Here is a 12,867-nt window from a genome sequence, read left to right as displayed (position 1 = left end):
CCGGAGTCGGCTAAAAGCAGGCCATGGATACTCTTTTGAAGCGCCAGTAATTTGCGCACAAATCATGTCGCTTCCCTTCTAGATTTTTACCGCTCTTCTACCGCGACACTCAAGCCAAACAGAGAAGTCGACATCAATTGCTCACGAATATCATAATTTGCTCTAGTAGCGGCCCCTTGTTGACGTCCAGTCCTATCAGCCCATTGCGATCTATAAAGCGAAGGACTTGAGCGTTAAAATATTCGGTGACTCGCAGCTTTCGAATAACACCCTCTGGATAATGAATTTCCACTATATGGCTAAAATATTCTGGGGTGAGTATCGGGTAAAAGGTTTGCCGCTCAACTTCAGTGACTTCTCGAGATAATGGAGCCACAAGAAAGTGATCGAAGTGCTCGATTTCAGCGCCTTGCGCTGAGGGACGGCTTTTTCGAACGTGGGATACTGCGAGAATTTCATTGTGGTAGCCGCATGCACTTAACTCATGCAACCGTAAATCTCTAGCGTTACCCAGATGATCTATCTCCACACTCCAAATTGCAGTTGCATGACTGTCAAGTTTTTTAAACCTTCCATTAGATATGTAGGCGATTTCATAGCATCCGCCAGTGAAAAATAGAAGTGGCTGTTTATTAGTATACTCTTCGTACAATAACGCAGTTGTGATAGACAGAGCTTTGTGAATGGCATCCTGTTCTTTATTTAGAAATTCAAATTCATCAGGTTGATGTGCAGCGTGCGCCTCTAGCTGATGAACCAAAAGACTCTCGCCACAGCCACTAACCAAGCATGCCCCAAACTGATTTGACTCGTATAGTTTGGCAGCAATTTGGAATCTATGTATGTTCGACTTTCCAGGGCCTAGATCTTCTAAGAAGCAACCAATCAAAGATATTTCACCAGATAGATCCTCAGACAAATTATTTAGCGCATTTAGAACTGCCTGTATCGATTGCTCCTTAATTAAGGCCTCTTTGAGCCCCCCTTCTACAAGTCGAGCGTGGATTTTACTTCCAGCCCAGCAAATAACAAGGCGATCACAAATTATTGAGATTTTTTGAGTATATCCGGATATCGAATATCCAGAGCCCCGGGGGAACACCTCAGAGCTACAGCCAATTGTAGGCCATGGAATAATATTTTCTGTTGGTCTAGACTCGGCAATATCACCGATAAACACGGGATTGACTGTGGAGTTTAATTCAGCGATTAACGTCATAAATACTGACTCTATACGTTGACTCGGCTATCTTACGATGGTGATCCACATCTATTGTTATTCTTGGATTATTTTTTGATCAGCATGCCTAGCGAGGTCAGGCCTGGCTCGTCGCATTGAATTGCCCCCGTTTTGAACGGTGACCAATGGCCGGTTACGGCCAGTGTTCACTGGCTGAGATAGACTAATATTCGCAGTTGCAGCGAACGGTGTATTCTCAGCCTGCTTGCTCCGAGAACTCGTTGGCTTCTAGCTTCCCCTGGGAGACATCTGAAAGCCCGCCTATGGCGGGCTTTTTTGTATGACGACTTGGCGCTTATATCGCTAGGCCGTAGCAGTATCGGCCTAACGTCATGATCACCAAATCCAGCCGGCTCAAGCTGTAACCAGCCCGCCGCAGCTCGGCCCCGAGCTGCCTGAGGCTTACTCTACCCATAAATCTGCAGCACCCTGAATTCTTTAATCTGACGAACTTTTCTTCCGTCCATGGCTAGGTTCTTTCCAGCATTCGACCAAGCGGAATTCCGCAGCAAAGGCGAATACACCCTCTTTCAGGAGCTAACGGCGCTTGACGATAGCTTCACCGTCATCCATTCGCTGCCTTGGTTGCGAGGCAGGAGCAAGCGGGTGTACTCGCAAGAGCTGCAGGAGTACCTACGCGTCTCCTTGAGTAGGAAGCACCTATCCGGCGAAGTGGATTTCGTGATTTTGCATGCGGAGCTGGGCATGCTTTGCATCGAGACGAAGTCGGGGCTGTACAAGCCTTCTGGCTTTCGATTCATTCACGAGCGTGATGGGTACGAAATCGATCCACTGAATCAGGTCAAGGACAATACTTTCGTCCTCACCGAGATGCTGCTTTCGTGGCAGTTGAAGTGCCCAGTCGGGTACGCAGTGCACTTTCCAGACTTCGATCTTGATAGCTCACAAATAGCTAGCGCTTACGCACCGCTCGACCGGCCGATCCCCGATGGCATTCTGATCCTGCAGAAGCACCGTAGGGACATGCCGGCGCGCATCGTGCAACTTATGGCGCACTGGAAAGCTGCACTCAATTATGGCGGCCAGGACAATTTTGGCCGTGAAGTCGAGCATTTCCTCGATGCGGTCTGGCCGCTGGAGGTGCGGGACGGGCATCTCGGTCACAAGATCCTCGCGGACGGAGAGCTGTGGCTTCGATTAGACGATAAGCAGGCGCATCAGGTGACCTTGTGCCTCGATACTAATCACAGGCTCATTGCGGGCTTCTCAGGCAGCGGTAAGACGCTCATTGCGCGCTCCTTGGCTGAGCAATTTGCGCTTCAGGGTCTCACGGTGCTTTTCCTGCTGAAGAACCGCCAGATTACGCAGAAAGTCGCTGGCCAGTTGAGTCGTTTTGGTCGGACGGTCACGGTTCAGACCTTTCATTCGTACTGCGAGTCCTTGGGCATACGGAATAGAGAAAAACGTGTTGTTGAGCCCAACTATGACAAGCATCACTTGGCTCTGCATGGGACGGTGGATCACCAACATTCGGTGCTGATCGTCGATGAGGCCCAGGCGCTCAACGAGGACGATCACTTGGCATTGCGTGACCATTTCGCCAATGCACGCAAGTTCGTATTTGCTGATGAGCTTCAGGTTTTGCCCGGTATCGAGAAGGGCTGTTCCTATCGATTCCTAGAGGATACCTACGGTGAGCGATTCTTCTACCTGACGACGGTATACAGGAATCCCGGCGGCATCACTCAGACCATGATGGAGATGCGGCCGCCACAACATGAGGTGCACATCCCTCGGCCGACCTCCAAGCAGGACCTGTCTAGGAGCATTAGCAGGGATGTCTCTAGGAGTATCCAAACCATGACAGCGGAGCTCGAGAGGGCCGGTGTCATGAGGCAGGACATGATAGTGCTCAGTCAGTTCCCCTTGACGCTGGCGGGGAGCGATATTTCACGCTCCACGATCTCAGCGTATCGAGGTATGGAGAAGCCCGTTGTAATCGTTGTCGCGGGTTTTGAAATGGACGACACCACATTGGCGTGCGCTCTCGGGCGTGCCACCACGTGTGTCTACATCATCGTGCCTATCGACATGCTCGTGGGACTGCGGAGCGTGAAGTCAGATTTCCTGCGCAATGGATTGAAGATGATGAACCGCTCAGTGGTCCTCGAAAAGGACTCCCGTAATCCAGCACCACGATTCATCGACAACAGGGTCCAGAAGTACGCAGGCTTAATTGGAAGGCATAAGATCTTCGGTGAAGGGTTCGTCTACGCAAGCCGATGGAGACGATGGATCTATGAAGGCGGCACCAGATGGAACAGCCGCGGAGCTCAGCTTTGGGGCTGGTGGCTCTCATTATCGACGGGGCTACCCATCTCCGGTATCGACCACGCGCGTAATGAGGTGACCGACGGAGTTCTCCAAAACTGCGCCAAATGCAATAACACGACACCGCATGAAATGCTCGGCGCATGTCTGACGTGCCTGGCCACACCATTGGACGCGGCCAAGGTCTCAGAGATTGTCCTGCATGCGGCTGATTTGGGCTCCGTGCGCTCAACGACCCGGGGACAATCTATCGTTAAGGTCGCAGCACTAGTCGGGGATTACAATTTCCCGCGCGCTCTTGACCCTGTGAGAGGCATTACCGAGGTTGATTTCCTAACACTTGCCACGACGATCGTCGAGTTTCGGATGCGCTGCGAGGCGAGTGTTGCCACTAAATCCCAAGTGGTGCGATGGTTGCGCGAAGTGTTGGTAGTCAGCGATTTAGTTGGTTCAGTCGAGAGTCTTGCGGGGCGCACGATCAGTAGTCTCTGCGCGCAGAAGTTCATAGTGAAGATCGACACCGGGAAATACCGGCTAACTGATCTTCCATAGCCTCGTATAGTGCGGTTCCTTGGCCATCATATCCAAGCACTCGGAATCCAGGTATTCCTCATAGGTTGGCCCCGAGGCGCTTGATGCTGTGCCTATGGGCTACACGCGATCAGCCAATGCCGCCGCAGCGGCTGAGGGTAGGAGGTCTGACTAGAAAACGACCAATTATCTATATCGAGATAATTGCAGATAATTTCCGCGATCTGGGGGCGGCTTGAGGACAAGACATTTGTCAAACATCGCGAATCAGAGCTCCCGGGGAGAGCGGATCCGAGACTCCATTTACGCGTCAGCGCTCTTTCAACATAGCAGCGACCTGAGGGGACTGGCCGCTGGCTCAGCGCTGAAATGCTGTCCCCAAAATGACAAAGGCAGTCTCAAAGAGACCACCTCAAACCAAGTTTCATCACCGGTATACATACCCGGGAGAGGAAGCTCTTGGGCAGGGACTAAGAATAACACCGATCAAGGCTTCGCTGCGAAGACGATGCCGCCACGCCGAGCCGCCTTCAGGTAGACCGCAGATCCGCAACCTCAGCTTGGATACCGCTGAGAATCTGATCCACCTCTCCCTCCGGTGCCTGTTTTAGATAGGCCAGGATGAGCAAGGAGGCGGGATGAACCGAAAGAACTGCTGCGACTTGCTCGATCTTCTCCAGCGAAGGCTTCCACTTACCGCGCTCAATCGCACTGATGTAGCTCTGGCTGGGGCCCAGTCCTTCCTGAGGCAATTCCCTCTGTTGCCGAAGCTCCTTAATCACCAGCCCAAGCGCTTCATTCAATTCCACTTTTGCTGCCTCGCAAAAGGAACGATGAAGCCTTTTCGAGGCCGAATGAGCTATGCTGTATATAGCTTAAATATCGAGAGCCATCGATGTTCACCACCCATCGGCATGCCGAAATCCCGCTCGCGCCAGTATTTGGTGAACCTTACCAACTGTGGCGCTTTGTTGAGCTTGAGCAGCATCGTCCCTGGTTTTGCGTGACCCTGAACATAGGCAAGGGTAGAGCGAACTGGAGAACGATGTACCTTGTTGCGTCCGAGGCGGAGCTAGAACAAATGCTGGAAGGTGTTGCCGCCAACGCCAAAGTAGAGGACGTGCAGGTCATCACTCCTGCACGCCTGAATGGAACTGGTGCATGGCAGATGGAGCCGCTCGCCGAGCTGGTTCGTATCTCCGATACCGATGAAAAGGTACTGGGCTATGATCTCAGGACTGCGTCAGGGGTTATCTACTCGGATAGAGATCACATCAGCTCGTCCGATGTGGAGCGCGCTCAAATCTACCGTTCCACCATCGCCTAACGTGCGATGAGCAGTCTCAATGAGGAAATCCTCAGGCTAATTCAGTGCCTACCTGAAGGCAGTCTGTTGTCGGCTCGAGACCTTCTTCATCCGGGTAGTCGCAGGGCGGTAAATCAGGCCTTATCTCGGCTAGCGAAGGAGGAACTGTAGTGGTCAGCCTGACCATTAGGAACACTTCGAAAAAGTTAAGTTTTGAAGCCTAGATTTGACCCAAAATCAGCAAAAGCTAACTAAAAGCTCTGCAATGACACAGAGTTCAGAAGAAAAATATAGCTGGGCTGGCTGGAAAACCAGTGCCGGTGAGGGCTCGACTGCAGGTCGTAAAACGTGACTAAAAGCTAATAGGGCAGATAGGCGTACTGAGCCATGAGAACCTGACTTGATCAATGAATAAGAGAAAACGATAGGCGCACAACAGGGTGTGCAGATACCTTAGCCGCTACGCTGACAAGTACCAGCCCAGCCTCGTGCCGGGGAGGCAACGTCAGATCGTCGCGCATGCGGCGCAAAGCTACCGGAATGCAGCAAGCAGGGCAAACCGTCACTCGTCGACTTCACTGGCACTTAGCCACATTTAAAGGCATCCTACTCGGCTGGCGTGCCTGCACGCCCGCTCTGTACCGCTCAGTTAGTTGTAAGTAGCAGGTTCACTCTACGTGCCGACGCCCTCCACATTGCCCTCACCTACGCCCGGCGAACAGCAACCGAGGCGCCGCGAGTCGTTAAGACGTGCGCTGACTGTACTGGTGCTGGCCATGCTCGGCCTGCTCGCCTGGCAGTTGATGCAGGAACATCACCAGTTACTGGACAACCAGCGGCGCCTGAGCCAGACCTACACAGACCAACTCGCGCGCCACCTGAGCCTGAGCATGCGCCTCAAGGCCCAAGCAGCGCAGGCGGTATTGCAAGGGCGGGCAAACGAGCCGCTAAGCCTGGCGACTCAAGCAGAGCAGCTCGGCGCCTTGCACAGCATATTCCCCAGTCTCGATGACGTAATTCGCCTCGATGGCGAAGGCCAACTGCTAACCGACAGCAATGCAGGCAGTGGCGATCTCCCCTTCATCCGCAGTTTGCAACTACGCAATGGCCAAACGCCCTACCGCTACACACTGAGCCCACGCGGCGATAGTCAGCTTTACCTGGCACTGCAGCAATCCGACGGCGGACTGGCTGTACTGAGGATGAGCGCCAACTCCGTGCGCAACTGGCTGCATGAGCACCAGCAGAATGAATACCAGTGGCTGCTTGAGGAAATCACCAGCCGCCGAGTGATCGCACGCTTCGATGCGCAATCGACGCAAACGCCAATCAAAGCGCAAGTGACCCCGGAAGAACATGCCAGCACACTGCGTCTGTTCGCGCTCGACGGCAGCGACTGGCAACTGCGCGCACTGTTCGACAGTGCGCGCGCCAGTAGCCAGCTAATGCCGGTCCTGACCGGCAAGTTCATCCTGCTGGGTTTGCTCAGCCTGCTGACATTGCTTGCACTGCACGGCATACAACGCGAGCGCCGCAGCCTACAACGCCTGAATGCCGAGTCTCGGCGCTCACTACGCCAAGCCGCCAGCGCCTTGGGCGCCGTGGAAGAATGCATTCTGGTGACTCAAGCCAATGGCGTGCTGCGTTACCTCAATCCACAAGCCGAGAAAATGTTCGGCCTAGACAGCCAGAGCGCCTGGGATCGCCACCTGATCGAGTTACTCCCAGACCTTGACCCACAGCTATTCAACGCCCCGCAGCAGAGCCCTGATCTTGAGCCAGTGCTGGTGCGCCTGGAGAGCCAGGATCGCCCCCGCCTGCTCGCCGTCACCCGCAGCGACATCAGTGAAGGTGCCCACCATAGCGGCTATGTCTGGGTACTGCGCGATGTGACCGACGAACAACAAGCCATGCGCGTGCTGCAAGAAACCCGCCGACGTTATCAGGACATTTTCGACGGCACTGGCGTGGCACTGTGCGTGCTCGATCTATCGGGACTACACACCTTCCTGCAACAACAGCGCGTCCGTGATGCTGTTGGTCTACAGCGTTGGCTGCAGGCCGATCCGCAACACCACGCCCAATTGCTGCAACAGCTACACATCACCGAAGCCAACCAGGTTGCACTCAACCTGCTAGGTGCCAGCAGCACCGTTCAAGCCTGGGAGCAACTGTTCAACAGCAGCGCCATTGCCTCTGAAGACCTGAGTTTCAAGCTCACCGTCGCCGTTGTCGAAGGCCCCAATCTGGTTGAACTGGAAACCCAATTGGTGACCCGCCAGGGGCTCAAACGTCATGTCTGGCTGGTGCTGCGCCTGCCTGAGCTGCTTCAGGACTACCAGGCTGTGACGCTGAGTATCAGCGACATCACTAGCCGCAAGCGCATCGAACTGTCACTGATCGAGCGCGAACGCTTCTGGTCGGAAGTGGTGCGCTCGGTGCCTGATTTGCTCTATGTGCACGACATGCAGAACAAGCGCGCACTGTTCAGTAACCACAGCCTGGGCCTCAAACTGGGCTACAGCCCCGACGAACTCAAAGCCATGGGCGATGAGTTCTGGACACGAACGCTGCACCCCGACGATAGCGACTATTACGAGCGGATCCGTAATCTGCAGAAAGTGGTCGGTGACGGCATGCTGCTCGAATCGGTGCTGCGCTGGCGCCATCGCAATGGCCAATGGCGCTGGTTCAGTATCCGTGAGCAGGCCCTGGCACGTGACACACAGGGCAAGGTCAGCCGCCTGATCGGTGTAGCCAAGGACATCACCGAGCAGATCGAGCAGAACCAGTCGCTGCGCGACAGTGAGCAGCGCTATCGCCTGCTGGCTGAAAGCATCAGTGACGTGATCTTCTCCACCGACAGCACGCTCAAGCTCAACTACATCAGCCCCTCGGTGCAACCGGTGCTGGGTTACAGCGTCGACTGGATGATGCGCCATGGCCTGCAAAGCCTGGCCGCCAATCCACAGCAACTCAATGGCCTCAACCTGCTACTGGAGCGTATTCAAGACGCCCTGGACGAACGCTCCCGCCTCGACCGCCTGCGCGAGGAACTGCCTGATCAACTGTTCGTCTTCGACTGCCTGCGCGCCGACGGCCACAAGATCCCCGTGGAGTTGCGCCTGGTACTGATGTGGGACGAGAACGGCCGCTTCGAAGGCATTCTTGGCGTTGGCCGCGACATCAGCCAGCAGCGCCGCGCCGAGAAAGACCTGCGCATGGCTGCCACCGTATTCGAGCACTCCAGCGCAGCGATTCTGGTCACCGACCCGGCCGGCTATATCGTCCAGGTCAACAAGGCTTTCAGTCGTATCAGTGGCTATTCCGCCGGCCAGGTACTCGACCAGTTGCCCGGCATGCTCACCGCCGACCGGCAACAGGCCCCCCATGTGCAGTACATCCTCGGCCAACTCAGCCAGCGCGGCGCCTGGGAAGGCGAAGTATGGCTAAAACGCCGCGACGGCGAAAACTTCCCGGCCTGGGTCGGCATCACTGCGGTGCATGACGAGGAAGGCGATCTGGTCAGCTACGTGTGCTTCTTCAGCGACATCAGCGAGCGCAAGGCCAGCGAGCAGCGTATCCATCGCCTGGCCTACTACGACGCCCTCACCCACCTGCCCAACCGCACCCTGTTCCAAGATCGCCTGCACAGCGCCCTGCAGCATGCCGAGCGGCATGACGAATGGGTGGTACTGATGTTCCTCGACCTCGACCGCTTCAAGCCGATCAACGATTCGCTCGGCCACGCCGCCGGCGACCGCATGCTCAAGGATGTGGCCGTGCGCCTGTCGGCCTGCGTCGATGGCGACGACACCGTGGCACGCATGGGCGGTGACGAGTTCACCCTGCTTCTGCAGCCTCGCCCCAGCCGCGAAGCGGCACTCAATCGCGCCATTCATGTCGCCGAACAGATCCTCGCCAGCCTCGCCCGCCCGTTCGTGCTCGAAGGCCGCGAGTTCTTCGTCACCGCCAGCATCGGTATCGCCCTCGCGCCGCAAGATGGCAACGAACTGAGTCAGTTGATGAAGAACGCCGACACGGCGATGTACCACGCCAAAGAGCGCGGCAAGAACAACTTCCAGTTCTACCAGGCGGAAATGAACGCCAGCGCCCTGGAGCGCCTGGAACTGGAGAGCGACCTGCGCCACGCTCAGGAACAAGGCCAGTTCGTCCTGCATTACCAACCGCAGTTCTCTGGCGATGGCAAGCGCCTGACCGGCGTAGAAGCCTTGCTGCGCTGGAACCACCCAACGCGCGGGCTGGTACCACCAGACGACTTCATCCCCGTACTGGAAGAGCTCGGCCTGGTGGTACAGGTCGGTGAATGGGTACTGGAAGAAGCCTGCCGTCAGCTCAAAATCTGGCACGAAGAAAAAATCCGCATCCCCAAGGTGTCGGTCAACCTGTCGGCACGCCAATTCGCCGAGGGTGATCTGGAGAGCCGCATCGCTGCCATCATCCAGCGCACCGGCATTCCACCGGCCTGCCTGGAGGTGGAACTGACCGAAAGTATCCTGATGCAGGATGTCACCAGCGCCATGCAAATGCTCCACGACCTCAAGCGCCTCGGCCTGTGCATTGCGGTGGACGACTTCGGCACGGGCTACTCTTCGCTGAACTACCTCAAGCAGTTCCCCATCGACGTACTGAAAATCGACCGTAGCTTCGTCGACGGCCTGCCGGACGGCGAACAGGACGCTCAGATCGCCCGCGCCATCATCGCCATGGCGCACAGCCTGAACATGATGGTGATTGCCGAGGGCGTGGAGACCCAGGCACAGCTAGAGTTCCTGCGCGAACACGGCTGCGACGAAGTGCAGGGCTACTTATTCGGCAAACCGATGCAAGCCCAACAGTTCAGCGCCCAGTTCAGCGGCACGGCACTGTTCATGCTCGACTGAGGCGCTCACCTCGCCTCAATGCAGTTAATGAAGGCCGCTTGTCTGCCCCATGACCGACCTTCATGTGCCTGAAAGCGACCTTTGCGGTAGAATGCGCCCCCTCTCTCACCCGCCAAGCTGATTTCAGGGGACCGCCATGTTCAGCCGTGATTTGACCCTCGCTCGTTATGACGCCGAACTCTTTGCCGCGATGGAGCAGGAAGCTCTGCGCCAGGAAGAGCACATCGAGCTGATCGCCTCGGAAAACTACACCAGCCCAGCGGTGATGGAAGCACAAGGTAGTGTGCTGACCAACAAATACGCCGAAGGTTATCCGGGCAAACGCTACTACGGTGGCTGCGAATACGTCGACGTGGTCGAGCAGCTTGCCATCGACCGCGCCAAGGAGCTGTTCGCCGCCGACTACGCCAACGTCCAGCCGCACTCCGGCAGCCAAGCCAACAGCGCGGTCTACATGGCCCTGCTCAACGCTGGCGATACCGTACTGGGCATGAGCCTGGCCCACGGCGGCCACCTGACCCACGGCGCCAGCGTCAGCTTCTCCGGCAAGATCTACAACGCCGTGCAGTACGGCATCAACGACCAGGGCCTGATCGACTACGACGAAGTCGAGCGCCTGGCCGTGGAGCACAAGCCGAAAATGATCATCGCTGGCTTCAGCGCCTACTCGCAGGTGCTGGATTTCCCGCGTTTCCGCGCCATCGCCGACAAGGTTGGTGCTTACCTGTTCGTCGACATGGCCCACGTGGCAGGCTTGGTTGCTGCCGGCCTGTACCCGAACCCGGTGCCGTTCGCTGACGTAGTCACCACCACCACCCACAAGACCCTGCGCGGCCCGCGCGGCGGCCTGATCCTGGCACGCAAGAACGAAGAGCTGGAGAAGAAATTCAACTCCGCCGTGTTCCCAGGTGGTCAAGGTGGCCCGCTGGAGCACGTCATCGCCGCCAAGGCCGTGTGCTTCAAGGAAGCCCTGCAGCCGGAGTTCAAGGCCTATCAGGCCCAGGTGATCAAGAACGCCCAAAGCATGGCTCAAGTGTTCATCGAGAATGGCTACGACGTCGTCTCCGGCGGCACCGAAAACCACCTGTTCCTGCTCTCGCTGATCAAGCAGGACATCACCGGTAAGGATGCCGACGCTGCCCTGGGCCGCGCCTTCATCACCGTCAACAAGAACAGCGTGCCGAACGACCCGCGTTCGCCGTTCGTCACCTCCGGCCTGCGTATCGGCACCCCTGCGGTGACCACTCGCGGCTTCAAGGAAGACGAGTGCCGTCAACTGGCAGGCTGGATCTGCGAAGTGCTGGCCAACATCGGTAACGATGACGTCGAGAGCCGCGTGCGCGAGCAGGTCAAGGCCCTGTGCGCCAAGTTCCCGGTTTACGGTAACTAAGCTCTCGCCGAAATGAAGAGGCCCGCCAACTTGGCGGGCTTCTTTTTGCCTGGTATTCGCCTGGCGCCTGATGCGCCGACGCCGTATCAGGCAGGCTGTTTCACGTAACGCGCCAGTTGCGCATCGCGGCTCATCACATCGAGGGTAGCGGCCAGCACCTGCTCACTGGTGGCGTCAGCCTGGCTGAAGATAGTGCCGAAGTTGTCGTGGGTGACCTTGGCGAAATGCTCACGATCCTTGGCCTCGACACCCAGCAAAGTGGCGTAGGCATCCAGTGCTTCACCCTGACCGACCGCCATGTCCTCGGCAATGGAGTCGAGCATGCCGTTCATGGCCAGCAGCGAACGACCGTTGTAACCCAGCGCGCCACTGGTATCGCAACCGTTGGTGCCGGAAGTCATACCGAAGGTGGCGTTACCCGAGGTACCGTTCGTCGTGCTTGCAAGGAAGTGCGGCGCTATCCCGCGCTGCCCCTCGAACAACATATTGCCCCAGCCACAACCATTGCCCCCGGCCGCATCGGCAAAAGCCCCTACGCTGACCATGCTCAAAACCCCGAAAACCAACCCTTTGCTCAGCATTCGCTTGCTCATGTTTGGCACTCCGCATTATCGAGTAATGAAAACCGCCCATGCAGCTTTGGCGAGACTCGATTAGCTGTCAAACTGCAGCCGACCAACAGCCTATCGACGCAAAGCGCGCGCACTTGATCAAGCAGTGGATCGGGCCCAGCACGCAACCACACGCTGTTGGCTATAGTGTGTAAAACCACTCAGGAGCCTGCACCATGACCGATACCGCCAATGAGCGTCGGCGCTTTCAGCGTATTGCCTTCGACGCCCCCACCGTCATCGCTCAGGGCGAGCGGCGCTGGAAGGCAGCCCTGCAGGATCTTTCGCTAAAAGGCCTGCTGATCGAGACACCGACAGACTGGGACGGCAACCCCGAGCAACCGTTCGAGGCGCTGGTTCAATTAGGTGACGAAGCTCAGGTGCGAATGGAGGCAGTGCTGGCACGCACCCAGGACGGCTACCTGGGCTTTGTTTGCCAACATATCGATCTGGACTCGATCAGCCACTTGCGCCGCCTGGTCGAGCTTAACCTCGGCGATGAAGAGTTGCTGGAACGGGAACTGGCGGCCTTGGGCAAAGGCCGACTGTAAAACGCGACGCCAAAACAGTTAGGAAGGGCTCACCAGCGCGGC

8 protein-coding genes are annotated in these 12,867 nt (G+C 56.8%); 5 read left to right on the top strand and 3 right to left on the bottom strand.

Annotation, left to right across the window (positions count from 1 at the left end):
* Positions 1 to 133 precede the first annotated feature (133 nt).
* On the bottom strand, positions 134 to 1,219 hold the full coding sequence (locus AERO9A_RS02095; protein WP_159970260.1) for a hypothetical protein: 1,086 nt from the start codon (positions 1,217 to 1,219) through the stop codon (positions 134 to 136).
* 486 nt (positions 1,220 to 1,705) lie between these two features.
* Here AERO9A_RS02095 and AERO9A_RS02090 point away from each other — a divergent pair, with 486 nt between their 5' ends.
* Entirely contained in the window at positions 1,706 to 4,084 is a 2,379-nt protein-coding gene (locus AERO9A_RS02090) for an NERD domain-containing protein/DEAD/DEAH box helicase (protein ID WP_159970259.1), read from the top strand.
* Positions 4,085 to 4,593: 509 nt separating this feature from the next.
* Here the strand turns inward: AERO9A_RS02090 and AERO9A_RS02085 are convergent.
* Positions 4,594 to 4,872: a helix-turn-helix domain-containing protein gene (locus AERO9A_RS02085; protein ID WP_159970258.1), complete on the bottom strand. Its 279-nt coding sequence runs from the start codon at positions 4,870 to 4,872 to the stop codon at positions 4,594 to 4,596.
* 86 nt (positions 4,873 to 4,958) lie between these two features.
* Between AERO9A_RS02085 and AERO9A_RS02080 the strand changes: the two genes are divergently transcribed.
* The 3 genes from AERO9A_RS02080 to glyA all read left to right on the top strand — a co-directional run bounded on the left by AERO9A_RS02080 (position 4,959) and on the right by glyA (position 11,663).
* Positions 4,959 to 5,390: a hypothetical protein gene (locus tag AERO9A_RS02080; protein WP_178111083.1), complete on the top strand. Its 432-nt coding sequence runs from the start codon at positions 4,959 to 4,961 to the stop codon at positions 5,388 to 5,390.
* Positions 5,391 to 6,145: 755 nt separating this feature from the next.
* Positions 6,146 to 10,273 (top strand): GGDEF and EAL domain-containing protein, encoded by a 4,128-nt coding sequence (locus AERO9A_RS02075; protein WP_159970676.1) that lies wholly within the window; start codon positions 6,146 to 6,148, stop codon positions 10,271 to 10,273.
* A 136-nt stretch (positions 10,274 to 10,409) separates the two neighbouring features.
* Positions 10,410 to 11,663, top strand: coding sequence for a serine hydroxymethyltransferase (gene glyA, locus AERO9A_RS02070; RefSeq protein ID WP_159970257.1), 1,254 nt, complete (start codon positions 10,410 to 10,412; stop codon positions 11,661 to 11,663).
* Between the two features lie 86 nt (positions 11,664 to 11,749).
* Here glyA and AERO9A_RS02065 read toward each other — a convergent pair whose 3' ends face one another.
* On the bottom strand, positions 11,750 to 12,256 hold the full coding sequence (locus AERO9A_RS02065) for a DUF3015 domain-containing protein (RefSeq protein WP_159970256.1): 507 nt from the start codon (positions 12,254 to 12,256) through the stop codon (positions 11,750 to 11,752).
* Positions 12,257 to 12,450: 194 nt separating this feature from the next.
* Here AERO9A_RS02065 and AERO9A_RS02060 point away from each other — a divergent pair, with 194 nt between their 5' ends.
* The gene (locus AERO9A_RS02060) at positions 12,451 to 12,825 is read left to right on the top strand and encodes a PilZ domain-containing protein (RefSeq protein ID WP_159970255.1); all 375 of its coding nucleotides are present in this window, start codon (positions 12,451 to 12,453) and stop codon (positions 12,823 to 12,825) included.
* The last annotated feature ends 42 nt before the right edge of the window (positions 12,826 to 12,867 follow it).

Source organism: Pseudomonas sp. 8Z (assembly GCF_902506535.1).
GTDB lineage: Bacteria > Pseudomonadota > Gammaproteobacteria > Pseudomonadales > Pseudomonadaceae > Aquipseudomonas.
Note: the sequence above shows the minus strand (reverse complement) of the source record. Positions and strands in the feature narration are given on the sequence as shown.

Excerpts from the sequence above, each read along its gene's own strand:
- AERO9A_RS02095 (WP_159970260.1), bottom strand. The coding sequence starts at position 1,219 with ATGACGTTAATCGCTGAATTAAACTCCACAGTCAATCCCGTGTTTATC.
- AERO9A_RS02090 (WP_159970259.1), top strand. The coding sequence starts at position 1,706 with ATGGCTAGGTTCTTTCCAGCATTCGACCAAGCGGAATTCCGCAGCAAA.
- AERO9A_RS02080 (WP_178111083.1), top strand. The coding sequence starts at position 4,959 with ATGTTCACCACCCATCGGCATGCCGAAATCCCGCTCGCGCCAGTATTT.
- AERO9A_RS02075 (WP_159970676.1), top strand. The coding sequence starts at position 6,146 with ATGCTCGGCCTGCTCGCCTGGCAGTTGATGCAGGAACATCACCAGTTA.
- glyA (WP_159970257.1), top strand. The coding sequence starts at position 10,410 with ATGTTCAGCCGTGATTTGACCCTCGCTCGTTATGACGCCGAACTCTTT.
- AERO9A_RS02065 (WP_159970256.1), bottom strand. The coding sequence starts at position 12,256 with ATGAGCAAGCGAATGCTGAGCAAAGGGTTGGTTTTCGGGGTTTTGAGC.
- AERO9A_RS02060 (WP_159970255.1), top strand. The coding sequence starts at position 12,451 with ATGACCGATACCGCCAATGAGCGTCGGCGCTTTCAGCGTATTGCCTTC.